21 protein-coding genes and 2 pseudogenes are annotated in these 24,783 nt (G+C 60.2%); 14 read left to right on the forward strand and 9 right to left on the reverse strand.

All coding sequences use genetic code 11. The features are described from left to right. Positions 1 to 97 precede the first annotated feature (97 nt). Positions 98 to 1,381, reverse strand: a complete 1,284-nt coding sequence (locus tag AC13RC_RS23540; protein WP_488558594.1) for an epoxide hydrolase family protein — start codon at positions 1,379 to 1,381, stop codon at positions 98 to 100. A gap of 439 nt (positions 1,382 to 1,820) precedes the next feature. After that, positions 1,821 to 2,330 (reverse strand): cytochrome P460 family protein, encoded by a 510-nt coding sequence (locus AC13RC_RS23545; RefSeq protein WP_113421306.1) that lies wholly within the window; start codon positions 2,328 to 2,330, stop codon positions 1,821 to 1,823. 234 nt (positions 2,331 to 2,564) lie between these two features. Between AC13RC_RS23545 and AC13RC_RS23550 the strand changes: the two genes are divergently transcribed. Further along, positions 2,565 to 3,314: a 2OG-Fe(II) oxygenase gene (locus tag AC13RC_RS23550; protein WP_371865533.1), complete on the forward strand. Its 750-nt coding sequence runs from the start codon at positions 2,565 to 2,567 to the stop codon at positions 3,312 to 3,314. Positions 3,315 to 3,322: 8 nt separating this feature from the next. Here the strand turns inward: AC13RC_RS23550 and AC13RC_RS23555 are convergent, their stop codons facing one another. Then, entirely contained in the window at positions 3,323 to 4,084 is a 762-nt protein-coding gene (locus AC13RC_RS23555) for a helix-turn-helix domain-containing protein (protein ID WP_113421304.1), read from the reverse strand. A gap of 170 nt (positions 4,085 to 4,254) precedes the next feature. Here AC13RC_RS23555 and AC13RC_RS23560 point away from each other — a divergent pair, with 170 nt between their 5' ends. Next, positions 4,255 to 6,513 (forward strand): marine proteobacterial sortase target protein, encoded by a 2,259-nt coding sequence (locus AC13RC_RS23560; protein ID WP_488558595.1) that lies wholly within the window; start codon positions 4,255 to 4,257, stop codon positions 6,511 to 6,513. Then, positions 6,510 to 7,130, forward strand: coding sequence for a class GN sortase (locus AC13RC_RS23565; protein ID WP_183814140.1), 621 nt, complete (start codon positions 6,510 to 6,512; stop codon positions 7,128 to 7,130). Before AC13RC_RS23560 ends, AC13RC_RS23565 begins: the two co-directional genes overlap by 4 nt. 27 nt (positions 7,131 to 7,157) lie before the next feature. Here the strand turns inward: AC13RC_RS23565 and AC13RC_RS23570 are convergent, their stop codons facing one another. Further along, positions 7,158 to 8,129: a nitrilase family protein gene (locus AC13RC_RS23570; protein WP_183814141.1), complete on the reverse strand. Its 972-nt coding sequence runs from the start codon at positions 8,127 to 8,129 to the stop codon at positions 7,158 to 7,160. A 90-nt stretch (positions 8,130 to 8,219) separates the two neighbouring features. Here AC13RC_RS23570 and AC13RC_RS23575 point away from each other — a divergent pair, with 90 nt between their 5' ends. From AC13RC_RS23575 to AC13RC_RS23590, 4 genes and pseudogenes are all read left to right on the forward strand, one after another. Then, the gene (locus AC13RC_RS23575) at positions 8,220 to 9,116 is read left to right on the forward strand and encodes a LysR family transcriptional regulator (RefSeq protein WP_183814142.1); all 897 of its coding nucleotides are present in this window, start codon (positions 8,220 to 8,222) and stop codon (positions 9,114 to 9,116) included. Between the two features lie 106 nt (positions 9,117 to 9,222). Next, positions 9,223 to 9,390, forward strand: a complete 168-nt coding sequence (locus AC13RC_RS23580; protein WP_156090777.1) for a hypothetical protein — start codon at positions 9,223 to 9,225, stop codon at positions 9,388 to 9,390. A 288-nt stretch (positions 9,391 to 9,678) separates the two neighbouring features. Next, a pseudogene (locus AC13RC_RS23585) lies at positions 9,679 to 9,873 on the forward strand (integrase); the annotation flags it as partial. 126 nt (positions 9,874 to 9,999) lie between these two features. Continuing rightward, positions 10,000 to 11,118 (forward strand): serine hydrolase domain-containing protein, encoded by a 1,119-nt coding sequence (locus tag AC13RC_RS23590; RefSeq protein ID WP_488558596.1) that lies wholly within the window; start codon positions 10,000 to 10,002, stop codon positions 11,116 to 11,118. Positions 11,119 to 11,197: 79 nt separating this feature from the next. On the opposite strand, the pseudogene AC13RC_RS23595 reads toward AC13RC_RS23590, so the two are convergent. Further along, positions 11,198 to 11,404: pseudogene (locus AC13RC_RS23595) on the reverse strand (IS6 family transposase); the annotation flags it as partial. A gap of 349 nt (positions 11,405 to 11,753) precedes the next feature. On the opposite strand from AC13RC_RS23595, the gene repA reads away from it, so the two are divergent. From repA to repC, 3 genes are all read left to right on the forward strand, one after another. Further along, positions 11,754 to 12,977 (forward strand): plasmid partitioning protein RepA, encoded by a 1,224-nt coding sequence (gene repA / locus AC13RC_RS23600; protein WP_069614999.1) that lies wholly within the window; start codon positions 11,754 to 11,756, stop codon positions 12,975 to 12,977. Beyond that, entirely contained in the window at positions 12,974 to 14,008 is a 1,035-nt protein-coding gene (repB, locus tag AC13RC_RS23605; RefSeq protein ID WP_113366235.1) for a plasmid partitioning protein RepB, read from the forward strand. The genes repA and repB overlap by 4 nt, the downstream gene beginning before the upstream one ends. A 187-nt stretch (positions 14,009 to 14,195) precedes the next feature. Continuing rightward, positions 14,196 to 15,419: a plasmid replication protein RepC gene (gene repC, locus AC13RC_RS23610; protein WP_472517552.1), complete on the forward strand. Its 1,224-nt coding sequence runs from the start codon at positions 14,196 to 14,198 to the stop codon at positions 15,417 to 15,419. A 187-nt stretch (positions 15,420 to 15,606) separates the two neighbouring features. Here repC and AC13RC_RS23615 read toward each other — a convergent pair whose 3' ends face one another. The 4 genes from AC13RC_RS23615 to AC13RC_RS23630 all read right to left on the reverse strand — a co-directional run bounded on the left by AC13RC_RS23615 (position 15,607) and on the right by AC13RC_RS23630 (position 20,884). Then, positions 15,607 to 15,777 carry a hypothetical protein gene (locus AC13RC_RS23615; protein WP_173004651.1) on the reverse strand — a complete coding sequence of 57 codons (171 nt, stop codon included), beginning with the start codon at positions 15,775 to 15,777 and terminating at the stop codon, positions 15,607 to 15,609. 621 nt (positions 15,778 to 16,398) lie between these two features. Further along, the gene (locus AC13RC_RS23620) at positions 16,399 to 16,905 is read right to left on the reverse strand and encodes an HIT family protein (RefSeq protein WP_183814151.1); all 507 of its coding nucleotides are present in this window, start codon (positions 16,903 to 16,905) and stop codon (positions 16,399 to 16,401) included. 1,136 nt (positions 16,906 to 18,041) lie between these two features. Further along, on the reverse strand, positions 18,042 to 19,625 hold the full coding sequence (locus AC13RC_RS23625; protein WP_488558597.1) for a DHA2 family efflux MFS transporter permease subunit: 1,584 nt from the start codon (positions 19,623 to 19,625) through the stop codon (positions 18,042 to 18,044). Beyond that, positions 19,622 to 20,884: an HlyD family secretion protein gene (locus AC13RC_RS23630; RefSeq protein ID WP_488558598.1), complete on the reverse strand. Its 1,263-nt coding sequence runs from the start codon at positions 20,882 to 20,884 to the stop codon at positions 19,622 to 19,624. The genes AC13RC_RS23625 and AC13RC_RS23630 overlap by 4 nt, the downstream gene beginning before the upstream one ends. A gap of 247 nt (positions 20,885 to 21,131) precedes the next feature. On the opposite strand from AC13RC_RS23630, the gene AC13RC_RS23635 reads away from it, so the two are divergent. The 4 genes from AC13RC_RS23635 (at position 21,132) to AC13RC_RS23650 (ending at position 24,709) form a co-directional block, all read left to right on the forward strand. Then, complete coding sequence (locus tag AC13RC_RS23635) at positions 21,132 to 21,719, forward strand: TetR/AcrR family transcriptional regulator (RefSeq protein ID WP_162748852.1); 588 nt, start codon at positions 21,132 to 21,134, stop codon at positions 21,717 to 21,719. Positions 21,720 to 22,686: 967 nt separating this feature from the next. Beyond that, entirely contained in the window at positions 22,687 to 22,998 is a 312-nt protein-coding gene (locus AC13RC_RS23640; RefSeq protein ID WP_152094509.1) for a DUF736 domain-containing protein, read from the forward strand. A 446-nt stretch (positions 22,999 to 23,444) separates the two neighbouring features. Next, positions 23,445 to 24,299, forward strand: a complete 855-nt coding sequence (locus AC13RC_RS23645) for a DUF932 domain-containing protein (protein ID WP_488558599.1) — start codon at positions 23,445 to 23,447, stop codon at positions 24,297 to 24,299. 65 nt (positions 24,300 to 24,364) lie between these two features. Beyond that, positions 24,365 to 24,709 carry a hypothetical protein gene (locus tag AC13RC_RS23650; protein ID WP_488558600.1) on the forward strand — a complete coding sequence of 115 codons (345 nt, stop codon included), beginning with the start codon at positions 24,365 to 24,367 and terminating at the stop codon, positions 24,707 to 24,709. Positions 24,710 to 24,783: the final 74 nt, after the last annotated feature.

Below are 24,783 nucleotides of genomic sequence, written 5' to 3' on the forward strand. Positions count from 1 at the left end.
GCGAGGGGGAAGGCTATACGCTTCCCCCTCTTCCGCGGCCAAGCGTGGGGCATCGTTTGCCCGCGGGTGCCTCCACCAAGTCAGATGCATCGTCCGCTTAGCGTAGTGAGCGGAATGCCGCCCTGACTTCGTTGGTGAAGATCGTCGGCTGCTCCCAAGCCGCGAAATGCCCGCCATTGTCCGTTTCGTGGAAGTAGATCAGGTTGCCATAGCAGCGCTCGGTCCAGGTCTTTGGTGCCTGGTAGATTTCGCCCGGGAAGACACTGACCGCGACCGGCAGGGTCGGAATCTGGATGGCATTGAAGTTGTTGGAATGGTCTTCCCAGTAGATCTGGGCCGCGGAGGTTCCGGTTTCCGTGAACCAGTAAAGGGAGATGTCATCCAGCATCTCGTCGCGGGTCAGGACCTTTTCCGGCTGCTTGTTGCTATAAGTCCAGGTGGCGAACTTGTCGTAGATCCAGGCAGCCAAACCCACCGGCGAGTCGACGAGCGAATAACCGATGGTCTGCGGACGGGTGACCATCATGTTGGCATAGCCCGAGCTATCGCGGTAGAACTCCGCCAACTTGTCGAAGCAGGCACGCTCCTTATCCGTCAGATCGGCCGGAGCGGGATCGCCAGCAGCCAGAATATGGGCAATCTCCTTGGGGACGATCCCAGGCATATTGAGATGGATACCGAGCAATCCCGGTACGTTCTGGAGCGCCATGCGCTGGGAGATGACGGAGCCGCAGTCGCCGCCCTGCGAGACGAAGCGCTCGTAGCCAAGACGAAGCATCAGCGTGCCCCAAGCGCGGCCGATATGGTCAGAGCCCCACCCCCTCGCCGTCGGCTTACCGGAGAAGCCGAAACCGGGGATCGATGGCACAACGAGATGAAAGGCGTCTTCGGCGCTGCCACCATGCGCTGTCGGATTCGTCAAGGGATCGATCACCTTGAGCATTTCCAGGATCGAGCCAGGCCAGCCATGGGTCATGATCAGCGGCATCGCGTTTTCGTGCCGGGAGCGCACGTGAATGAAGTGGATATCCAGCCCGTCGATTTCGGTCACGAACATCGGCAGGGAATTGAGCTTCTGTTCCACCTTTCGCCAATCATAGCCGTCGGCCCAATATTCGACGAGATCGCGCAGACGCTCGAGCTGCACGCCCTGAGAATCGTCAGCGACATTTTCCTTGAGCGGCCAGCGTGCCGTCGCAAGCCTTTGCTTCAACTCGGCGATCGCGCTGTCGGGAACATGGACCTTGAACGGCTTCACACCATCAGGCAAGGCGTCCGATGCGGCAAAGGACATGGCGGGCTTCAGGAGCGACGCTGCTCCAGCGACGGCAGCGGCGGTCACAAAGGCACGTCTGTTCATTGAGAAGGATAAAGGCGACATCAGGATCTCCAAAAAGTTTGGGAGGTTTGTTGAATGCCGCGAAGTTATGCTTTCGGCGTGTATCCCGGTTGTGTCCTCAACTCAGCCAAATTGTATCCTTCCGTGTCCGGATCGACCGAGGCTACAATGGAATACAGAACTGCGCGCGTTGACTTTGCCACCGACAAAATGCAGGCCCCGAATTCCGGAACCTGCCCAATTAGCCGGCGAAGAAGAATTTTGGAGACTTCTCCCGAGGCAGCACCGTGGAGATTGCGCGGGTTTGTGAAAGTTGTCTTCCGTGAAGATGGAAGCGGTTCGATGGCTGCTTGCTCGGAGCAACCTCGCCCATCGGCCAAATAGAGGCGGCTATCTCGGCGGGAGGAGAACCATGGATAGCCGTCCGGCCGCCTATGATGAGATCAGGCCGGCCAATTCCACTTAATCGCGTTAGCGCACCTTACGGCGCATAGCGCGTGAAGACGTAATCGTGATCCCTAACGTTACCGACATGGCAGCTGAGACAAGTTTCATGTTGGGCGAGATCGACCGGCTTGCCATCGACGAACCGCCCGAAACCCCAACCGTGGCTGTCGGGATATTTCTTGGAATCCTTCACCATGACCTGAACCGTCGTCGGCGCTCCCGGCACCGTTGCCGGCGCGAACTCCGTCGATTGCTTGCGCTTGTAGGCCAGCTTGACGAGGATCGAGCCATCCGGGAAAGGCAGCGTGCCCTTCTTGTAGGCCTCAATGGCGATATCGTTGCCGAGCACGGCGCGAAGTTCGTCGAGCGGCGGAGCTTCCTGCGCGGGCGCGATGAATTTCCAGTCCCGATAGCCTTCCGGTATGGTCACACCATAGATCGGCGAGGCATTTTCCGGCAGCGTCGCGGAACCCGCCGATTGCGAAGCGGCGACGCCGACGGCAAGGCCTGAGACGGCAAATGCACCGAGGAACGCAAATTTCATTCTGGCCTCCTGCCTGATGGATGATCTCGCGGGAAGATCGCCTGGAATTGTATCCGCGAGATTTCAGGAAACGGCGCGATTGTATCGCAATGTAGCCGGCGAGGCCCATTCGTGTGAGCCGCTCATCGGAAATCGGGTGGCGGCAGCTCCGGTTCAGGCGCTAGGCTCCAGGTTATCGCGGCATTCGCAGGCCTCGAACGCCCTCGAAAGCCCGCCCAGACCGAGGATATGAACATGAACGTATCGATCTCTACTTTTGCTCCGGGTTCCTTGGAAAGCCCCATCGTGGCCCGGGTCGACGCCTATGATTGGCCGTCGCTGGCGGGAGAACTTGACGGCTTCGGCTGCGCCGTCCTTCCGAAGCTTCTCGCACCCGATGAATGCAACGCAATCTCCCGCCTTTATCCCGAGGAACGTCATTTCCGCAGCCACGTCATCATGGCGCGCCACGGTTTCGGAAGAGGCGAATATCGCTATTTCAACTATCCGCTGCCGGGGCTTCTCGGTGGATTGCGCACCGCGCTCTATCCTCGTCTCGCCGATATCGCAAACCGGTGGAATGAACGCATGGGCCTTGAGGAACGCTATCCCGATGAGCATGCCGCCTTCCTGAGGCAATGCCACGAGGCCGGTCAGCGGCGTCCGACGCCGCTGCTGCTGCAATACGTGCCGGGAGACTTCAACTGCCTGCATCAGGACCTCTACGGCGAACTCGCTTTCCCAATCCAGGTGGCCATTCTGCTGTCCGAGCCGGGGCGGGATTTCACCGGTGGTGAGTTTGTCCTGACCGAACAGCGGCCGCGCATGCAAAGCCGCGTGGACGTCGTGCCGCTTCGACAAGGTGATGCCGTCGCCTTCGCAGTCCATAATCGGCCCGTGCGGGGAACCAAGGGGAACTACCGTGTCAATCTCAGGCACGGGGTAAGCCGGGTCCGCTCAGGCAAGCGCCACACTGTCGGCATCATCTTTCATGACGCCCGCTAAGGGCGCCCCTACCCGATGAAGCCGGCGTAATTTTCTCCGGTAATTCTATGCATGATGGCCGAATATGCCTGGTGATTCTGATCGCCCGCCAGGACGCGGCCCAGCGACGGTTGCGCGAATGCCGCCATCGGCAGGAGGGCGAGCGGCGTCGAGACGGGTGTGAGATGCGAGCCCTGCCCGGCGCGCAATGTCGTCAGCAAGCCGAACATCTCGCCGGTGATACTGGGTCTCGACAATATCGCCATGCGATACTGCCCCGACGAATTCGTCACCAAATAGATATGCCCCGACAGGTGCGGCACCGACACCGAGCCCTGCTGTGAAAACGAGGCATCGCTGCGCTCGCGTTCGCGGAAGCTCAGGCAGGTCCCGTCTTCATCCCAGGCGATCTCGGTGCAATAGGCGAAAATCGCCTTCGCATCGCCGAAGGACGGACGGAGCGTCAGGTAGGTGCCTTCAAGCCAGGAAACCGAGGCGCGGGAATAGGCACCAAGTTCCTCGGGGGCATGGCCGGGCCTTTCCTTTACGATGGGGGCTTGCGTTCCAGCGGGTTCCCGCAGCACGACGCCCATCGCCTGCTCCAGCCGAATGAGAGTCGCCAGCGTGAAGGGCCGGTGGCCCGAAAGAGCCTTCTCCAAGGTCGAAAGGCTAATGCGCGCATCATTGGCGAGACGCTGCCTGGAAATGCGCCGTCGGGCGATCTCCTCGCGAACCCGCGCCGCCACGGCGCTGTTCTGGCTGTCGGACAAATAGGGGTCGCCCTGGACCATTCACTCGTTTCCTGATTGCGTAATTTTCTTCACAATTCCACACATGGCCGTAACCGGCAAGACCGTTTGCGGCAAGATGCGGACGAAAGAGGGCAAAGCTTACGCTGGCGAGAAAATAGCCTTTGTTCACAATGGCTTCAGTCATTCCACCAGCGAATAAGGAGCCTGTCATGTCAGCCTCGCCACACGTCTCGCGCTACCAGAAACGGCAAAATTTCCTCATCGGATTCGGCCTGCTGCTCTGGTTCAGCAATGCCATTCTGCTGCCGGTCCTCGCCGTCGTTTTCGCGCTGCTGCATCCCCTGGAATCGCACGCGCAACCCGCAGCCTTCGTCACGCCGGACGAAATGGGCGCGGGCAGCCTTCTTCTTCAGACCAAGGAAGAGGGAAAATATATCGAGGCACCCCGGCTCGCGACCGATGTCGATCTCGACGTCAGCGGACCGACGGCACGCGCGGTACTCACGCAAGCCTTTGAGAACACGACCGACAAATGGGTCGAAGCCCTCTACGTATTTCCACTTCCGGAAGACAGCGCCGTCTATTCCCTGAAGATGATCGTCGGCAACCGGGTCGTAGTCGCCGATATCAAGGAGAAGCAGGCCGCGCGTGCCATATACGAGAAAGCGCGCACAGAAGGAAAGAAAGCGTCCCTGGTTGAACAGCAGCGCCCGAATGTCTTCACCAATGCGGTCGCGAATATTGGCCCGCATGAAAAGATCGTCGTGCAGATCGAATATCAGCAGTCGGTCCGCCTGGCGGACGGTCGCTTCTCCCTGCGGGTGCCGCTCGTCGTCGCACCGCGCTACAGCCCGCAAGACGCATCGCCCATCACGCAGCAGGCAGATCTAAAGGCCGGCTGGGGTCAGTCCAAACAGCGCCCATCGCGTGAGGTCAGCGACAAATCCATCTCGACACCCCTGATGGCTCCTGGCGGCGATCGCACCAACCCCGTCACCCTCAAGGTCAATCTCAACGCCGGTTTCCCGCTCGATGACGTCCAAAGCCTCTATCACGCGGTCAAGATCGACAAGGTCAGCGACACCGAGCGCCGGATCGTCCTTGATGGCGATGCGGCCGCCGATCGCGACTTCGTGCTAGAATGGAGCGCCGTCGCGAGCAATATGCCAAGCGTCGGCCTCTTCCGCGAACATGTCGGCCAGGATGATTATGTGCTTGCCTATGTAATGCCGCCGGCGGTGGCGACGCCGCGAAAGGCCGGCCGCGAAGTGGTCTTCGTCATCGACAATTCCGGCTCGATGGGCGGCACCTCGATCGAACAGGCACGAGCAAGCCTCGATTATGCCCTGTCCCGGCTCGAGCCGAATGATCGCTTCAACGTCATTCGCTTCGACAACACGATGACCAAATTCTTCTCCGATTCGGTGATGGCGACGGCCGAGAATATCGCCTCGGCCCGTCGCTTCGTCACCGGCCTGGAGGCCGCCGGCGGAACGGAAATGCTGCCGCCGCTTCAAGCAGCGCTCGACGACAGCCACCAGGCCAGCGGATTGCGCCAGGTCATGTTCCTGACGGACGGCGAGGTCAGCAACGAGCAGCAGCTTCTCGATGCGATCGCGAAATCGCGGGGACGCTCTCGTATTTTCATGGTCGGCATCGGCTCGGCGCCGAACACGTACCTGATGAACCGCGCCGCCGAACTAGGCCAGGGCAGCTTCACCCACATCGGTTCGGTCGCCGAGGTGAACGAGCACATGCGCGCCCTCTTCGACAAGCTGGAGAACCCGGCTGTCACCGACGTCGCGGCCGCCTTTTCGCAAAAGAACGTCAACCTGTCGCCCAATCTCCTGCCCGACATCTACCATGGCGAACCGCTGGTTCTGGCGGCCCGGATGGGAAAGGCAGCCGGAACCCTGACCGTCAGCGGCGAGATCGGCGATCGCGCGTGGACGATCTCCCTGCCGCTCGACCAGGCAAGCAATGCCAAGGGCATCTCGAAGATCTGGGCTCGCCGCCAGATCGATGACGCCGAGGTCAATCTCACGCTCGGCAAGATCACGCAGGCTGATGCCGACAAGCGTATCCTGCGATTGGCACTCGACCATCATCTGGTCACGCGCCTCACAAGTCTCGTCGCTGTCGATATGAAGCGTCTGCGCCCGGCAAACGCGCCGCTGACACAGGCCGACATTCCATTGCAGCTTCCCGCGGGCTGGGATTACGACAAGCTCCTCGGCATCGGTGCGGCGCGGGATGCGAAAGCCGACAACAAACATCAGCAGACAGCTGATAGGTCGCAGGGTGTGGATGGCGATGCGGAGCTTGAACCCATCTCCGCGCCGGCTCCGGCCGGCGTTCCGCTGCCGCAGACCGCGACGCCCGGAATGCTTCTCATTCTCCAGGGATTGCTTGCCCTTCTGTGTGGAGCTTCGCTGCTGGTCCTCGCATCGCGAAGGAGCCGGGCATGATCGCCGCCACTCGCATCCAGACCATCGGGAGCGCGCCAGCGCGCTCCCTCCTGACTTTCGCGGCCGGCATTCTCATCGCCGCCGGTCTCTTCCTCGCCGCACAGGGAGGATGGATCTACGCCAAGGCGGCCTTGGCGCAGCTTCTGCTGGAGCGCGCATTCGCCGAGAGCGTGATATCAGGCGCAGCGGTCAAGCCCTGGAGCTGGGCCGACACCTGGCCGGTGGCGCGTATCGAAGTTCCACGCCTTGGCGTTTTAGCCATCGCGCTCAAGGGTGCGAGCGGACAGGCGCTTGCCTTCGGCCCCGGTCATCTCGACAATACCCCGCAAGCGGGCCAAGAGGGTACGGCCGTCTATGCGGCGCACCGCGATACCCATTTCACTTTCCTGAAAGATATCGGTGTGAACGACCATATCCGCATCACACGCAGCGATGGTCGGACCTTCACTTTCCGCGTGACCCGCATGGCCGTTGCCCGCTGGGATGAAGCAGAGATCGACCCCAACGCGCGCGGCGTCCATCTCGTGCTGGCGACCTGCTTTCCCTTCGACGCCGTGACCTCGGGACCGCTGCGCTATCTGGTCTATGCCGATCTCGAAGGAACGACGGGTAAATAGACGACGGCCGGGATATGGAAATCCGCCCTACCCGCCGGTGCGGGTAGACGCTTCCGAGTAACGCGCGTCCATTGGGGCGAGACCGTTCGCATTGGGTTGTGTCAGGATACTATAAAGCTCCGGACGCCGGCCTCTTATCCAGCGCTGGCCCGTGCACTTGTCGAGCAAGGCCAGATCGATTTCAGCGCTCACCCTCGCATCGGCGGCCGCCCAGGTTTCGGCCAGGATCCGACCATAGGGATCGAGGATCATGGCGTTGCCGGTGCGCACTTCGTCTTCATCCTGTCCGACGCCATTGCTGAAGACGAGGAACATTCCATTGTCGTGGGCGCGCGACGGCAGCCAGCGCATGAACCATTCCCGACCGTTTGGTCCTCGAAATTCGGCCTCGATCGCCTCCGGATCTTCGTGGCGATTGATCCATTTTTCGACCGGTATCCGCTTCAGCCCGTGCGGACTAACCGAATGCCCGCCACCAGCCTGATGCGGCGCGATCAAGAGTTCGGCGCCAAGCAGCGCGGTCGCCCGCGCGTTCTCGATCAGATTATTGTCCCAGCAGATCAGGATGCCGGCCCGAATTCCCCAAGGTGTATCGAAGACCGTGAACGCATCGCCGCTGGAAATGAGGCGATGCTCCCAGGCATGCAGCTTGCGATGGCAATGGATGGGGCCATCCGGCATGCAGACCGCGTAGCTGTTATAGAGCTTTCCGTCTTCACCCAATTCCAGGAAGCCCGCGCCGATCGCGATGCCCTTCTTACGCGCGAGCGCGGCTACCCGGCTGATCGAAGGACCGGAGAGCGGCTCCGCCAGCGCATGCAGCGCTGGACCGTCGAGCTTGGGAACGTGCCAATATCCGCAGATGCACATCTCGGGAAAGACGACAAGCTGATTGCCGGCCTGCACGGCTTCTTCCGTGAAATGCTCCACGCGAGAGAGATTAAAGGCCTTGTCATTGGCCCGATGCTGAAACTGCACGGATGAAATCTTGAGCGCCATGTCGATTGCTCCTTTCGCCATGAAGCAATTTGACCATGCGGCTTCTCTTTCGTAAAATGACTTTATCGATTGAAATTATTCCTGGACAGAATGGAAATAAAGCTCCTCCGATCCTTCGTTCAATTGATCGACACAGGCCACTACGGCAAGGCTTCGGCGAAACTGTTCGTCACCCAATCGACCTTGACCAAGCAGATTCAAGCCTTGGAAGCCGCGATCGGCGGAGCATTGTTCGAGCGTGGCCGCCATGGCGCCAAACTGACGCCTCTCGGAGAACTTCTGCGGCGCGAAGCACGCCCGCTTCTTCATTTGAACGACGATGTCGACCGGAAGATGCATCGCGCCATGGCCGGCCTTACCGGATACCTCGATGTCGGATTTGGAATATCGACCCTTGTCGTGGCGCCGCGGCTGATCGCCGGCTTTCGTGCGACGACGCCCGATTGCAGCATCACGCTCAACGATCTGCCATCGCGGGAACAGCATCAGCGCCTGCTCGACGGCAGGCTTGATATCGGCTTCTGCCGGGCGCCGGAGGAGGATAGCGGCCTGGCCTTCATGCCCATTATCGAAGAGCACTTGGCCCTGGTGCTTGCAAGCGGGGTGACAATACCGGCCCAGGATCGGCTGGCGGAGTTGAACGAGCTTGGCTTCGTGGCGCTTTCGCCATCGCGCGGACCGGGACTGGATGATCAGATCAGGCGCTGGTGTTCGCTTGCCGGTTTCGAGCCTCGCATCGCCCAATATGCCGACGACATACTAACCGTGCACGCCATCGTTTCCGCCGGCCTGGGCGCGGCATTCCTGCCCTGGCGTGGCGTGCAGGCATTGGCGGGGTCCAGCCACAAACAGTCTCTCACGGGACCGGAATCAAGATGGCCGGTTGGGATCTGCTGGCATCGCGAACATGCGAGCCCGCTGTTGGCCCGTTTTATCGATCATGTATCGAAGAATCTGGAATTCCACGGCTCGCAGGCCGATCGGTAGTCGAGAAAAAGGCCTAACACATCGGCATTTCGCGATGAAAGCGACCGCTCTCATCGCCAAGAATGGGGTTATGCATTCCAACCCCATTGTCCGAAAGGCGCTAGACATGAACCTGCTCGGCGTCGTCCGCGGACGGTTCAAGCGCCTTGGTGGTCAAAACGAACCATGCAGCCAAAGCATCGTCGGAGTGCCGAGAATCGCCAAGGCGATCCCCACGGAAACCGCCATTTTGATCGCCTTGATGCGCCGGGTCCTGACGCCGCTCCAATCATAACTCAAAATCACTAACCCCCACAAATCATTGATGATTCGCAAAGTAGAGCCGACTCGGCCTTCGACAAGGGATGGTGATGATTCGTCCACAACGGATATTCGCGCGATGTTTACACTGAGGCGGTGTCGAAAGGTGGCGCCGTCTTAACCGTGCTTGAGACGCGATAGTAGTTCGCCCTGAATTTCACGCCTTGATCGGCGAAGCGATTACCCACCAGGTATTGATGGCCTTGGAGCGAAGCTGGCGATGATCCGCGGATCACATGTGCTTTTGTGAAGAACGCGTCGCAGCCCAGCGGGCCTCGATCCAGAGGCGTTCCCGGCACACGGCCCGCGCTCGGCTTATCCGACCGAGGCGGCCGAACGAGGCATACCCCAACGGGAGGCGATGCGGCCCTCCCCGCATAAGTCAGTCGCGCAGGCCGCCAGCTATTACAACGATGCCGAGCGGAAGAACGGCCGGGCGGCTCGATTGATCGTCTAGGTCACGGTATCCGGCATCGCTTGTAGCTCGACAAGGACACTATCGGCGCCGCGCCGCCTTGCGAACCAAGCTGGAATATGCGGTTCTACGACCGCTTATCCGGAAGCACGGGGAGGGATGGTTGCGATGAAGGCAGGGATCGACGCGGTTATCGAAAAGGCGATCACGTCCGGCAAGATCGTCGGCACTGTCGTGATCGTCGTCAAAAACGGAGAGACCGTCTATAGCCGCGCTGCTGGTCATGCCGATCGAGAAACCCAAAAAGCCACGGATACGCGGACGATATTCCGTCTCGCTTCCGTGACCAAGCCGCTCGTGGCGGCGACGGCCCTGGCTCTTGTCGACAAGGGCAGGCTGGCGCTTAGCGACCTCGCCCGAGATTATCTCCCCTATTTCCGACCCCGGCAGCCAGATGGAGAGATCGCCGATATAACCATCCAGCACCTGCTCACTCACACGGCGGGTCTCGGTTATGGAGCGGATCCCAAAACCACGCCATCCGAGCGGATGTTCAACGCTGGCCTCGCCGATACGGATCTCGACTTCGAGGAGAACTTCAGTCGACTGTCGACCTTTCCGCTGCTGGCCGCACCGGGCAAACTTTGGTCTTACTCGATCGCCATTGACGTTCTTGGAGCGGTCATAGCGCGGATCGAGGCTTGCAGCCTGGAAGAGGCGGTGCGTCGTCATGTAGCGGGACCGCTGGGCATGAGCGACACCGGTTTTTCGGTGAGCGATCCGGAGCGACTTGCCACGCCCTACGCCGATGCCGCTCCGACGGCCGTCAGAATGAGCGATCGCCATTTGGTTCCGGATGATAGCGGCAACCTGCTTACCTTTGAGCCGACCAGGCTGTTCAATCCGAAGGCTTTCCAATCCGGCGGAGCGGGCATGGTGGGCACGGCGCCGGATCTAATCACCTTCCTCGAAGCCATTCGCGGCGGCGGCGCGCCCATCTTGAAGGCGGAGACCGCAAGGGCGGCGCTTCTCAACCAGATTGGCGACATCCCGCGCCCGGGCAAACCAGGAGAAGGATTCTCTTTTTTGGGTGCGGTGATCCGGGATCCCGTCTTGGCGGAGGTTCCAATGGCGAAGGGATCGGTAAGCTGGGGCGGCGTTTATGGACACAGTTGGTTCATCGATCCCTTGGAAGGCATTTCGGCGGCGATCATGTCCAACACGGCGGTCGAAGGCTGCATGGGAGCCTTTCCACGAGATATCGTTCAGGCGATCTATGGCGTTTAATGCTTCCGGCGCGAAAGCATCTATCGGTTCCAAGAGCTAGCGGCTCGACGGAAGCTTGATCGTTACGATCTTGCCCTGGCAGCTGCTGAGCGAATTCTAGACCGAGCTTCGCCGCCATTCTGTGACGGTCTGGAATGAAACGTCGATGCCGCGCTCGGCCGGCAGGTCTTCAACATCGCGAAAAACTAAACAGAAAACGGTGACAAAGCCACCCTGCATGGGCGATGATCTCGGCGGGAAAAGGGTGGCGTCCGAAGTGAGCAGGCTGGGCTTCGGCTATGGGCATCAAATACCGGCTCCTTCACAACGAAGTCGTTAAGCCGGCGCCAACGAGGGCGACTCACCCACGCCGGTAGAGTGATTCTCTTCGCTAATCTTAGCCGGATATGCGTCGGACGATCGACGGTAGCCGCGCCTTGCTATCAAAAGGTGTGAGTCATCGCTGCGATCGTCTTCGGCGACTTACCGCGGAAAATTGAAGAAAAGCAGTGTATTAAATAGCAAAGGCCAAGGTCTTGGCTGTCACACGTTAACCGGTCATTAACCGTTAATCTCTGGACGGCCTGACAGAATCGTGTTCTACCTTCTGGCGGGCAAAGGTCGGCAAACCGGCGACAGGCCGCCAAGAGGGACAAATGGCGATAGCGAACCGCACGGAGACTATAGCTCCTTCAAAGGAAAACGCAGGCAGCAAGATCGCGCGCCATGCGACTGTGCTGTCTGGTCAGCTCCAGCAGCTCAGAACGCGGATGTATCCGCCGAAATCCGAGAAGATGCTGCGCCAGTTCCTGACCAATGAAGTATCCAAGCTGACCTCGATCCCGGATTCGACCCTGAAGCTGATGTCGAGCGAGGGCCGAGGCCCCACCCCGAGCAGGTTGGAGAACAATCACCGGGTCTACACGCTTGCCCAGATCAACGAATTGCGGGAGCTGTTCGCCAAGCAGAAGCCGGCGGAAGCCCTTCGCTTCCTGCCTCGGCGCCGGCCAGGCGAACATCTGCAGGTGATGGCGATCGCCAACTTCAAGGGTGGCAGCGCCAAGACGACCACTTGCGTTCACCTCGCGCATTATCTCGCGCTGCATGGCTATCGCGTGCTGGCGCTCGATCTTGATCCGCAGGCCTCGCTTTCGGCCATGTTCGGCGCCCAGCCGGAAATCGATGTCGGCGCCAATGAAACCATCTATGCGGCGCTCAGATACGAGGCGACCGAGAGGCGCTCGATCCGCGAAATCATCCGCAAAACCTATTTTGACGGCATCGATCTCATTCCGGGCAACCTGGAAGTCATGGAGTACGAGCACGAGACGCCGCGGGTTCTCGCCCAAAGGTCCGGCTCCGGCGCCATCTTCTTCGAGCGGCTGAAGCTCGCGCTTGCCGAGGTCGAGGAGGATTACGACATCGTCATCCTCGACACGCCGCCGTCGCTCGGATTTCTGACCCTTAGCGCCATCTACGCCGCCACGAGCATGATCATCACAGTGCATCCGGCCATGCTGGACGTGGCATCGATGAGCCAGTTCCTGCTCATGATGGGCGACCTGATCAGCGTGCTCGACGAAAGCGGTGCGCAGCTCGACCAGGATTTCATCCGCTATCTGATCACGCGCCACGACCCGAATGATGCGCCGCAATCGCAAGTCGTCGCGATGCTGCGTCATCTCTTCGGTACCGATGTTCTCTTGCCGACGGCGATCGAGAGCACCGCGGTCGAGGCCGCGGGGCTCGCCAAGCGTTCCCTCTACGAACTCGAGATGGGGCAGATCGGCCGAGACACGCACAAGCGCGCCCGCGAGGCCGTCGACGCCGTCAACGAAGCCATCGTTCATCTCATCAATGCAAGTTGGGGGCGTGAATGAGCAAGAGCCCGAGACGATCCATCGTCGCCAGTTTCGGCCTGCTTTCGGCCGAATTGGAAAGCGGCGAGAGCACGCCAGAACCGTCGCCTTCCAGCCCTGTCCCCGCGCAGCCTGGACGCGTCGGTGCCGGGGTGATCGGCGCGGCGCATCGCGCGATCGGCGATATCCGCGCGGAGCGCGATCGACTGCGCGCCATTGTCGAATCCGGCGAAGGCTGGATCCAGGATCTCGATCCACATGTGATCGATGCCTCGCCCTATCCGGATCGCCTGCCCGACGACGATCCGGGTGATTTCGAGAGATTCAAGCGCTCCATCGAGGAGGAAGGCCAGAAGGTTCCGATCCAGGTTCGACGGCACCCCACCTCGAGCGATCGGTATCAGGTTGTCTATGGCCATCGCAGATGGCGTGCCGCCCTCGAGCTCGGCCGCGCCGTGCGTGCCATAGAGGTCGAGATATCCGATCTCGACCTGGTGCTGGCCCAGGGTATTGAAAACGCGAGTCGTCAAGATCTGACATGGATTGAACGCGCCTTGTTCGCCTCGCGCATGGACGATGCGGGCATCAAGGCGCGCCATATCTACGCGGCTCTTTCCATCGAGGACGCGGAGCTCGCGCGAATGCGGAGCGTCTATCGCACGATCCCGGCGGATATCATCGAAGCGATTGGCAGGGCTCCGAAGGTCGGCCGACCGCGTTGGCTGGAGTTGGCCAAGACAATATCCGCGGCCCCCAATGCCCTTGAGGTGGTGCGCGCCGCTCTCTCCGACGTCAATGACGCCGATGAAACCTCGGACCAGCGATTTCAGGTGGCATTGAAGGCAATCAAGCCTTCGCCCGAAGGGCGCAACACCCAGATCGCGATTTCCGATGGATCGGGAGCCAGGCTTGGTGTGTTCATGACCTCGCCCCGGGAGGTTCGAATCTCCGCCGAGGGCAAATTGGGTACGGAATTCGTAAGATTTGTCGAGGAGGAGCTGCCCGACCTTGTCGAGCGTTTCACTCGTTCGAGAGACAAACGCAAACCCTGACAGCTGTCAGGGTTTTCTGATTAGAAAGGAAACCTAGCAAAAGAAAAAAGGCCCCCAAACGTTGCCGTCGTGGAAGCCTTCTCTTCAATGTAGCAACTGAAGAATCGCATTTCCTCGAATCCCAGTCAAGAGTCTTTGGCACCGTTTTTGGTGATCGTATTTCTTTTGCCTCTTGAAGGTGAGGAAAATGCAGAATGGAAGTGTAACGACGCCTTTTGGGCGGCGGCCAATGACGCTTGCCCTGCTTCGGCGACAGATCGCCGTGAACAGGATCGAACCCGGCAAGTCGGTCGATAAATGGAAAGTCTTTCGAGACGTATCCGAAGCGCGGCAAAAACTCGGATTGCAGGATCGCAGCCTTGCCGTGCTTGACGCCCTGTTGAGCTTCCATCCGGAAAGCGAGCTGCGCCAGGACGCCCAGCTTGTTGTCTTTCCATCCAACGCGCAGCTGACCTTGCGCGCTCACGGCATCGCGGGCGCCACGCTTCGCCGGCACCTCGCGCTTCTCGTCGAGGCTGGCTTGATCGTCAGAAAGGATAGCGCCAACGGTAAGCGCTATGCGAGAAAAGGCAGGACGGGCGAGATCGAAAACGCATTCGGCTTCGATGTCTCACCGCTGCTGGCGCGCGCGGAGGAACTCGCAATCATGGCCCAGCAGGTCGTGGCGGAACGGATGGCGCTACGCCGCGCCAAGGAAAGCCTGACGATCTGCCGGCGCGACGTCCGCAAATTGATCGCGGCGGCCTGCGGGGAAGGCATCGGTGGCGACTGGTCGCTGATCGAGGACAGCTACAACGCCATTGTCGCCCGCATTCCTCGTTCACCGACGATCCGCGAGATCGTCTGTATTCTCGAAGACATGGAGCTTCTTCGCCGCGAGATCATCAACCTTTTGGAAACGCAGCAAAAAGTTGAAAATTATAGCACCAATGATGCCCAGGATGAGCAGCACATACAGAGTTCGAATCCCGAATCCCTTAATGAACTTGAACCAAGCTTTCGAACAAAGCTGGAAACGAGATCCATCGAAAGAGACAGGTCGCGGAAAGAACCGATGCGGATCTTTCCGTTAAGCCTCGTGCTGAAGGCATGCCCAGAAATAAGCTCTTATGGACCGACGGGCGGTATCGACAACTGGCGGGACCTGATGTCCGCGGCTGTCGTCGTGCGATCGATGCTGGGCGTCGGTGCTTCGGCCTATCAGGATGCTTGCGAGATAATGGGGCCGGAAAACGCCGCCGCGACGATGGCATGCATCCTCGAGCGATCTGGGCATATCAATTCGGCTGGCGCGTATCTGCGAGATCTTACTTCCAAGGCGACGCGGGGTGAATTTTCACTTGGTCCCGCGCTCATGGCATTGCTTCGAGCAAATATCGGCGACGGCGCTACCATATCGAGGGTTTCATGACGGATGGTTGCTCGGCTTCCAGCATATCCACGATTGTAATAGGGCCCTTGAACCAGGGCTCGAGCGTTACCGAGTGGGCGGCATGATATGTCATTTTCAGCAAATGGTACGGCCAAAGCCAATCTTTCAGCCATGGCCGTTCCATTGACCGTCGGTGATTGCCGGCGGCTCGGATCCGGGCCGTGGATTACCGGCAGACGCGTTCCTTGCGAATGACCCAGTGGCCATGAACCTTATGCTTCACGGTTTTCACGAAGCAATCATGGTGATGACGATGGAATGGAGCTGCCTGAGAGGGAGCGCTGACGGCGACAACGGATGCCAGGGCGATCACGGAAGAGAGAAGCAGGCTTTTCATGTTAAACCTCGTAAGCATTGGGGGTTGATGCTGCGTGTTCACGCATGACCTTGATGACCGATCGAGACTTAACCGAAAATGAATAGCACCCTTACAATTTTGTAATGCGATCTGGGGATCGGCGCCGATCGAGGAGCCCGTCCGCGGTGGACGCGAAAGGAGCTTGGTTTGAGGTACATTGGCCAAACTCGGTCCCGGCCGATCGTATTCATCGTCCGATCTCTCGCCGCTGGCCTACCACTCGCCGGCCGCAACTGGAGCCATGGTAGCGAGCAAGCACGAACTCCAGGAGTTTTATCGGTCCGAGCTATTTGGTGATTGGCGAATCTGGGCGGAAATTTATCCAAAAGCTGACAAAAAATGCCCGTCCGCAAGCTATTTTACCCCATCCCGGGAGCGAAATCGCCGCTCGCGTAGCAACGCGTTTCCATGCCTCGGGAGCTTCCATCTATACTGTATGGCTCATGGAAGCTAACCCTGCTATAGCTTCTCGATGGAAAAATTCTCTTTGAAAATCCGATATTTAGACGGCGCCAAATTTGGGCAGGAGAAGCGAAGCAATTCGTCCGTCTCGTGCGATATAGCACGCTAACCAGGCCCATTAGTCAAGGAAATTGTCGGTTAGCCAGACTCGATGGCCCGCAGGGGATACCCCATCGTCTCGCGCAGGAGAGCGATGGTCTTAGAAACGCTCGGTCCCTCGATCGGAGGCGCCCGCCGGCGTTCGCAGAACTCCCGCCAGACGAATAGGGTTAGTTCCGCCCCGTCCGTCCCGGTCTCCCCCTCCCCCTCCGCCAATTGTTCGAGGATACGATATCGGCCATCTTGCCAGAACAGTTTCTCCACCCAATCGTAGATGGGGATGACATGGAAATGAAAGGGAAGTCCGGGAATGTGGCCATATCGGCCGATATAGACGCGTGGAGCGCCCAGTTCTCGTTTCAGGGTCGCTTGAGACAGCGCCAGCAGCGGGCCGATCTCGCGTAGCGCGCCATCGGGTAAATCGAAGAGGTCATTGGCCAATCCTTTGGACGCGACGATGAGATAGCCGGGGAGCGCCGAATTCGCGCGGTGGCTCACAAGCCATCCGTCGCTCTCGCCGATCACAAATCGTAAAGCAGTCGTCATGTCTTCTCCTTCGTGTCAGCTGTTATTCGTCAGCTATTTATGCTTCTGGCCAGGCGTGAATAACATTGGCCAGAACCGGCAAGCTGAAGTTTTCCTGGCTTTTCGATGGCCGAAGCTGAGTGGCGAATATATAGGCCCCGCATTGATTGCGAAGGTTGCGTAGCTGCTGCCGGGCTGGCGGTCGAGGTGAAAGAGACCGCTCCGGCAAGACGATCGCGGATTCTCCCGTGCGCCCCAATAGATGTCCATCCCTGTCTGCAAGCAGCATCCTGCGGCGGCCGAGCACGGCGGCGACGGCCGGAAAGGTCGTTGGAAGCGCCACGGGGCGCGCAATGATACTGCTTTCCGCCGTAAACGAGCTGTCGAAAGAAAGCTCCATGGAACAGCAAGATTCCCGGATTGGACGGGCGAATGAAAAAGTCGCGCGGAAAGTCGGATCACGAGCGAATGAACGCCAGGCGAACAGGCCTCGATGGACCAGATGGGGCTGCCGCCCATCGTATCCATGCGAGGAACTCTGCTGCTAGAGCAGGCGCGCCGTTCATCCCGAGCACGTCGGTCGGCGCGGCTTGCGAACATTGCCGCGGCTGTTCCAGGGTGTCCGAGCTCGCGGCCACGGGTGATGGAATTCGCGGTAATCAACGCGGCATTGCGACCTGGCGGCAGGATGCGCCAGGATCGCCACGAGGAAAGCCGCGTATGCTCGATTGACGTGTTGGAACTTCGCTGAGCGCGAGTAGCGGTAATGGCGATATTCGCGGGTAATGATCGCGGCCGGTTGGAGGCGACCTTCAACTTTGAAGTTGGGAGTTCTCTCTCGCTGGAGCGAGCGTGGTCTGGCTTTGGTGGACGCGCGAAAACCCTGACAGCTGTCAGGGTTTTGCAAACGGCGGCTATTAGAAGGGCTGTCTTGGTAGGTGCGCGTCGCCCGGCGACCGACACAAAGGCGATATACTTCGCGTCACCCCTCTGGCGAGCTTGGGCCAAAACCCTGACAGCTGTCAGGGTTTTGTTCAGGAAGACCGTCGATGCATCGCAATGGCCGGATGAACGGTTGCGCTCACAGTATGCGCGGCCGGCTCGTCCCGGTCGGAACTTCCGTCGCCTCGAAAGCTCCGGCCGGGAGTGACGGCGCATCAATGTCCCATGGATGCCTTCTTGCCGAGCGTCACGTTGCGCAGCGTCAAGGCAAGAGGGATGGCCGCGAGCGAGATCAGCGTCAGGACCCAGAAAGCATCGACATAGGAAAGAAACGAAGCCTGGCTCTGAATTTGCTGATTGATCCAGGCGAGTGCCTGTTGATGGGAGGTGGAAAGTGAGCTTCCTTGCGCCATGAAATAGCTGCTCAACTGACCGTAGGTATCCTGGTAGGCGCTGTTCGACGGGATGATGTGTTCCACCAGGCGGCTTTGGTGGAACTGTTCGCGATGGGTGATAATGTTGGAAATCAACGACACGCCAATCGATCCGCCGGTATTGCGGGCGGCGTTCAGCAGCGCGGAGGCCTGGTCGGTCTTGCTAGCGGGAATTCCGTCGTAGGAAGCCGAGGTGATCGGCAGGAAGATGAATGGCAGGCCAATCCCCTGCAGCATGCGGGCCGCGGCGAGATACCAGAAACCCGCGGCGCCATAGACGCTGGTTACCTGATACATCGACAGGGCGACGAAGCCGGCGCCGATCGCGATCAGATATTTCGGCTGTATTTTCGATGAGAGGAAACCGACCACGAACATCATGACCATGGTGACTACGCCGCCGGGCGACAGCATCAGCCCCGCCCATGTGGCCGTGTAGCCGAGATTCTGCTGAACCAGCTGGGGCAGATATTGCGTCGTGGCGAGCAGCAGCGCGCCGGTTGCCATCATCACCAGAAAGCAGGTGCCGAACTGACGACCGACCAGCATCCTGATGTCGACGGCCGGATTTCGGTGCCGCAGTTCCCAAGGGATCATCAGCAGGAAGGCAAGCGCGCAGATCACAGCCGCCACGACGATGAAGCTGGAGCCGAACCAATCGTCCTCCAGTCCTCTGTCGAGCATCAGCTCCAGCATTCCAAGGAAGGTGGCGACTAGCCCGAAGCCGATCCAATCGAAGCCAGGCTCCCGCCCGCGTTTCTGGGCACGTTCTTGCTTGGCGCCCGCCGGCTCCTTGATCAGCATGGCAACGGCGGCGAGCGTCAAGACGCCGACGGGGCCGTTGATCAGGAAGCACCAGTGCCATGAGAAGTTATCCGAAAGCCACCCGCCCAATGTCGGCCCGACCACGGGGGCGACGACGACGGCTACGCCGAACAGGGCGAAGCCCTGCCCCCGCTTTTCAGGTGGAAAGCTGTCGGCCAGAATGGATTGCGCGACCGGCACCATGCCGCCGCCACCGATACCCTGCAGGATGCGGGCAAGCAGCAGGAATTGCAGATTGGGCGCGAAACCGCACATAACGGAGCTGATGGTGAAGAGTGCGAGGCAGCCGAGAAAGAAAGTCCGGCGGCCGAGAATTCGCACGAGATAACTCGTGGCCGTCACGATCACGGCGTTGGAAACGAGGTAGGTGGTGACGACCCAGGACGCTTCGTCCTGGCTGACACCAAGGCCGCCGGAAATATAGTTCAGGGCGACATTGGCGATGGTTGTGTCAAGCACTTCCATGAAGCTGGCAAGCGCGACGACGATCGCGATGATCCAAGGGTTCGGCGCCGATCCGGCGGCAGCGTTCGTGCTCACAACACATTCCTCAGGCTTTCCCACAAAGAGGGGCTGGCATCGGTGCGCACCGTCGGGACGACGGACATGCCGGGGCCCAACGCGAGATCGCTCGGCACGTCATCAAGCTCGATCTTCACGGGAACGCGCTGGACGATCTTCACATAGTTGCCAGTGGCGTTTTCCGCGGGAAGCAATGAGAATGCCGTTCCCGATCCCGGCTGCACGCTCGCGACATGGCCATGGATCGTACGTCCCCCATAGGCGTCGATCGTCAGCGTTACCGGCTGGCCTGGACGCATATGATCGAGCTGGGTCTCCTTGAAGTTGGCCGTGACCCAGAGCTTGTCCGGCACGAACATCGCCAGATTCGTGCCCGCTTGCACATATTCGCCGTCGCCGGCCGACAACTGCACCACTCGACCAGGCTGAGCCGCCGCCATCGTCGTGTAGGATAAATTGAGCTTGGCCTGGTCGAGCTGGGCTTGATCCTGCTTGAGAGTGGCCTGAACGTTGGCGATCTGGAAGTCATAGGCATCTAGCTCACGCCGCGCGGCGGTCAGCGAAGCCTGATCGGTGTTGAGCGCGGCCTGCTGCTGGTGCAGTTGCGAGGTATATTGCTGCGCTTCCTGAAGAGTGCCGGAGCCGCTCTTCACCAATCCCTGATAGCGGTCGTTCTGCTGCTGGGCGAAGACGAGATTGGCCTCGGCCTGTGCGACCTGCGCCTCGGCTTCTTCCACATTCGCTTGCTGAACCCGCTTCTGCGCCTCAGTATTCTTGATATTGGCGTTCGCCGCCGCGACCTGCGCCTGGGCCTGCTCAAGAGCCGTCTGGTAGTCGCGATCATCGATGCGGGCGATTACCTCGCCGCTCGCTACGTGCTGGTTGTCGGTGACCGGGACGGAAGAAATATAGCCGGCTACCCGAGAGGTGATGGCATATTGACGCGCGGCGATGAAGGCATCGTCGGTGCTCTCATAATGAGAGGCGTCGTCCCAGTAGAGAAAGGCTGCCACCGCCGCGGCAGCGAGCGCGCTTCCGCCGATCAGGAGCATTCGCCGACGCCGGGAGGGGCCGTCAGTCGCGTCCTCTTGGCCGGGACCATCCGGCTCCGGCGTCTCGTTTTCGTCGAGGGATAGGGTTTTATCGCCGGGCTGCGGCGCTTCCGCTCTTTCCTGTTCGGCCGGGAGGCCGCCTTGCTCATGATTTACCTTGGTGCCGGCGCTCTTCGGCTCCAGCACGATCAATTTTCCGAGGGTCTCATCCTGAGGCGTGCTCATCTTCTACCTCTTCCGTCATTGGGCTTAAATTGAAACGAAACGTTCAATTAAATATTGACGTAGAACTGATCTGGGTGTTAGTCAAGAGCCGCGGAGGGTGCTAAACCGCCTCCAAGCCAATCAAAAAACAGTGAGGTCCGTCATGCCGCGAGAGATGGTAAAACCCCAGATTATACCGGGGAAGACAAATGCGACGCGACGTGGGCGCCCCCCGAGGGAGAGGGCGGGGGAAGTCGAGGACAGAATTTTGCAGGCCGCGCTCCAGGTCTTCATCGCTCGAGGTTATGAGGGCGCCAGCATCGACGAGATTGCCGAGGTGGCGAGGGCCGGCAAGCCGAGCATCTATGCGCGCTTCATCAACAAGGAGACCTTGTTCAGGGAAGTCGTCATCCGTTGGGCGCAAAAATCTGGCGAGATGGTCGCCTCCGCCACATCGGGCAGCATTCTTGAACGCTTCCAATCCGCGGGGGTCCTGATCCTCCAGCGGGCCATAAGGTCGGAGACCATCGGGCTCATACGCAGCGTGATCGGTGAAGCGACCCGCCATCCGGATCTGGCGACGACGATCCACTACGCCATGCGAGCACACGGAACGGCTACCGCGATGAAACTCGTGGCGGAGTTGGCGGAGGCCGAGGAACTCAAGCCATTGCCCGCCTTCGCGCCGGCCAGCCTTGAAGCCACGACCCGATACTTCATCGATCTGGTGTTACTGCCGATGATGATCTCTTCACTATTTCATGCCGATCTCACGCCCGTGAAGACACAAATGGAAGATCATGCACGCGAGGCGGCCACTTTTTTCCTACGCGGCTGCGGCTACAGCGGCGTTTGACGGTCATGGCCTTCGCGAAATCGCGGCAACAGGCCTAGATATTCCGGCGCTGCCTGTAAATCGTTCCTCGCGGGGCCTGCCGCGCGGGTGAGCAGGGCGCGACAGCGGCGTCAAGGCAGCTCCCAGCGAAACGGAGCCCGCCGGTGAGCGTCAGTCAGGTCCGAGCGTGCCGGCCGAAGCGTCTCCGGTGCTGTCCAACCCGCTCCCGCAAGCGCTCGCGATAGCGCGACGACATGTCGATGGGCTGGCCGCGCGCTCGACAGCGGGGGTGCCTCCACGGACCGCGGCCCATGGCGGACGCTTGGAAGGCGGCTTGATGCTCTTCATGCCGGATGGGGCGTCAATGCCGGCCGCCGCTCTTGGTGGTGCCGGTTTCCTCGCCGGCTCGCGGGGTCACGTGGCCTATCCGTGGTGCTGAGATCCAATTTCCCCCGAGATCGACCGATTCGGAGTGTTGGGTCTCCGCTTCCGGGAGTGCTTGGACTCGGTGACAAACGGTCTTGTGCGCTAAAGCGGTTTTCCTCCAAGCGACCAATCGCGCGGCAACTCCATGACTGCGAGTTTGCCCCGCGAGCGCGACCCTCGCCGGACGTCACGCGAGGGAATGCGCATGCCTTCATGTCAGTCTGGCGGTCCAGTTGAGCCGGACATGGCCATCTGTCCGAAATTTCCCCGTGCTGATCGCCAATGTCATATTCCCTCGCCAATTCGCCGCGGCTCCACATGCGGGCTCGATGGGGCAGGTCTGACCGGAGAACGGCTGCGCCTCGCTCATCTTCCCGCAACGGTGCCACGAGACTTTCATCCCCTTCCGGCTTCGCCGTCATTCCTCGCGAGACAAGAAAGTCTCTCCGCGCCGCCCTCCACCGTGTTCCGGCCCCACGGGGTGCGGTCTGATCGTCCCCGGCTTTTGTGACTGCCATCGAGCCGCAATGGAGCGGCTCGAAATAGTAAAAGGAATAGGAAAATGGCTACCATCGGCACCTTCACTTCGACTGAAAGCGGCTTCGTCGGCTCAATCCGCACCCTCGCCCTCAACGTAAAGGCACGCATTACCCGCGTGGAAAGCCCCTCCGACAAGGGTCCGCACTTCCGCGTCTACGCCGGTCCGGTTGAGCTCGGCGCCGCCTGGCAGAAGCGCTCCAACGAGAGCGACCGTGACTATCTCTCGGTCAAGCTGGACGATCCGAGCTTCCCCTCCCCGATCTACGCGATGCTCACGGAGGTCGAAGGCGAGGATGGCTACCAGCTCATCTGGTCCCGCCCGAACCGCGATTGAGATCCGGGGCCCCGCCAATCAGGCGGGGCCTTTTCTCAATTTGCTGGCCGAGGCGCATTCCGCGAAGGAGCGCGTTCGATGTTGATGGCACCCACCCGGTTCTTCCGCCGATAACGGTCGTTTATCGAACGCAGCGCTGACGCATCCGTTGATGAGGCCCGTGCCGGGCCGCTTCAATTTGCTCGCCCCTGACATCGCCGCCCAGGCCGGTCAAGCGGCCCGTGAAGCCGGTTCATCTTCCGCGCCAGTCCGCAAGCGGACCCGTGAAGATACCCCGGCTTCCGCGCCACGCCGCTTGACAGTCCCGTTCGCCGCCGTGGGGCGGGCTTTCGCCCTCCCCTCTCTGTCCCGGGGAATGTCAGAGGCCATTCCCCAGGCAAGACCGGGGAGGCTTCGCCCGAGGGGCTTACCCTGCGGATGGCAACCCTAACCAATGGAGACTGACAATGAGCATCTATACCGAGACCGCGCGTTTCGACACTGGCCGCGCGCTGACTGAAGCCGAAATGCGCCGCATTGCCCCTTCCATTTTCGCGGTGACCGCCCATGAAAGCCGGTCGGAACGCTTCCGGCCTATTCCCACCATCGAGATTCTGCGGGGTCTCGTCCGGGAAGGCTTCATGCCGGTCGGGGCGAAGCAGTCGCACAGTCGCATTGAGGGAAAAGCCGACTTCACCAAGCATCTGATCCGCTTGCGCCGCATCGACGACGGCAAGGTTTACAATGTCGGCGATACCGTTTGCGAAATCCTCCTCAAGAATGCCAATGACGGCACCAGCGCCTATGAATTGATGGCGGGACTGTTTCGGGTTCGTTGCCTCAATTCCCTGGTGACGCGGACCGGCACCATCGATGCCATCAAGGTTCGCCATTCCGGCGATGTCCAGCACAAGGTTATCGAGGAGACCTATCGCGTGCTTGGCGAGGCCGAACGCACGCTTGTCGCCCCACAGGATTGGTCAACCCTGCGATTGAACCGTGATGAGAGGGATATTCTCGCGGACGCCGCCCATGTCCTGCGCTTTGGAGACAAGGATGGCGAGACCACGACGCCGATCAAGGCCGAACAGTTGCTGATCCCCCGCCGTCATGACGACCGCGCCGACGATCTTTGGACAGTCTGGAACGTCGTGCAGGAAAACGCCATCAAGGGCGGATTGCGTGGTGTTGTCCGCGACGATCTTGGCGGGCGCCGTCGCGTGAAATCCCGCGCCGTGAACGGTATCGATCAGGACATCAAGCTCAACAAGGCGCTTTGGCTGCTCGGGGAAAGGATGGCGGCCTTGAAAAGCGCGCGGTGATCGCGGGAGCGCCGCCGCCCTCGCGGCGCTTCACATTCATATCCATTCTATCGGAGAAAATACCAATGAACACTGTTCATCCCATCTCCAATTCGCGGGAGATCAACGGGCATGTTCGTCCCATGGCATTGGCCAACGCAATTCACGGGCGCGTTCCCTCGTCGTGGGGTGGCGCGTCCTTCGTCACATTGAACGATATTCGCGACTGCATCGAAGCGGGTGACCGATGGTTTGAGGAGGAGATCCCGGAAGGGTTTCGCGTTTCGACCGATAGCGGCTTTTCCTGCATCGTGCGCGATCGCCTCGCGTTTTGTTCGGCCCCTCGCCCGATCCTCGAGCTCGTTACACTCTCCAAGGAGGCAGACGAGGCCCTGGCGGTCGCGACATCGAAGGAAATCGACCGGGGCTAAATCGCCACTTTCCGCCGATTAGAATCGAAGGCGAGCAGCGGCGAAGATCGCGCCAACGCCCTTGGCGACATTGA

The organism is Martinezella sp. CNPSo 3890 (assembly GCF_057784455.1).

What these genes read in the sequence shown, in the direction of transcription:
- AC13RC_RS23545 (WP_113421306.1), bottom strand. Translation starts at nt 2,330, where the DNA reads ATGAAATTTGCGTTCCTCGGTGCATTTGCCGTCTCAGGCCTTGCCGTC.
- AC13RC_RS23590 (WP_488558596.1), top strand. Translation starts at nt 10,000, where the DNA reads ATGAAGGCAGGGATCGACGCGGTTATCGAAAAGGCGATCACGTCCGGC.
- AC13RC_RS23645 (WP_488558599.1), top strand. Translation starts at nt 23,445, where the DNA reads ATGAGCATCTATACCGAGACCGCGCGTTTCGACACTGGCCGCGCGCTG.
- repC (WP_472517552.1), top strand. Translation starts at nt 14,196, where the DNA reads ATGCAGAATGGAAGTGTAACGACGCCTTTTGGGCGGCGGCCAATGACG.
- AC13RC_RS23580 (WP_156090777.1), top strand. Translation starts at nt 9,223, where the DNA reads ATGAACCTGCTCGGCGTCGTCCGCGGACGGTTCAAGCGCCTTGGTGGT.
- AC13RC_RS23575 (WP_183814142.1), top strand. Translation starts at nt 8,220, where the DNA reads ATGGAAATAAAGCTCCTCCGATCCTTCGTTCAATTGATCGACACAGGC.
- repB (WP_113366235.1), top strand. Translation starts at nt 12,974, where the DNA reads ATGAGCAAGAGCCCGAGACGATCCATCGTCGCCAGTTTCGGCCTGCTT.
- AC13RC_RS23640 (WP_152094509.1), top strand. Translation starts at nt 22,687, where the DNA reads ATGGCTACCATCGGCACCTTCACTTCGACTGAAAGCGGCTTCGTCGGC.
- AC13RC_RS23560 (WP_488558595.1), top strand. Translation starts at nt 4,255, where the DNA reads ATGTCAGCCTCGCCACACGTCTCGCGCTACCAGAAACGGCAAAATTTC.
- AC13RC_RS23615 (WP_173004651.1), bottom strand. Translation starts at nt 15,777, where the DNA reads ATGAAAAGCCTGCTTCTCTCTTCCGTGATCGCCCTGGCATCCGTTGTC.
- repA (WP_069614999.1), top strand. Translation starts at nt 11,754, where the DNA reads ATGGCGATAGCGAACCGCACGGAGACTATAGCTCCTTCAAAGGAAAAC.
- AC13RC_RS23555 (WP_113421304.1), bottom strand. Translation starts at nt 4,084, where the DNA reads ATGGTCCAGGGCGACCCCTATTTGTCCGACAGCCAGAACAGCGCCGTG.
- AC13RC_RS23630 (WP_488558598.1), bottom strand. Translation starts at nt 20,884, where the DNA reads ATGAGCACGCCTCAGGATGAGACCCTCGGAAAATTGATCGTGCTGGAG.
- AC13RC_RS23565 (WP_183814140.1), top strand. Translation starts at nt 6,510, where the DNA reads ATGATCGCCGCCACTCGCATCCAGACCATCGGGAGCGCGCCAGCGCGC.
- AC13RC_RS23650 (WP_488558600.1), top strand. Translation starts at nt 24,365, where the DNA reads ATGAACACTGTTCATCCCATCTCCAATTCGCGGGAGATCAACGGGCAT.
- AC13RC_RS23570 (WP_183814141.1), bottom strand. Translation starts at nt 8,129, where the DNA reads ATGGCGCTCAAGATTTCATCCGTGCAGTTTCAGCATCGGGCCAATGAC.
- AC13RC_RS23550 (WP_371865533.1), top strand. Translation starts at nt 2,565, where the DNA reads ATGAACGTATCGATCTCTACTTTTGCTCCGGGTTCCTTGGAAAGCCCC.
- AC13RC_RS23620 (WP_183814151.1), bottom strand. Translation starts at nt 16,905, where the DNA reads ATGACGACTGCTTTACGATTTGTGATCGGCGAGAGCGACGGATGGCTT.
- AC13RC_RS23540 (WP_488558594.1), bottom strand. Translation starts at nt 1,381, where the DNA reads ATGTCGCCTTTATCCTTCTCAATGAACAGACGTGCCTTTGTGACCGCC.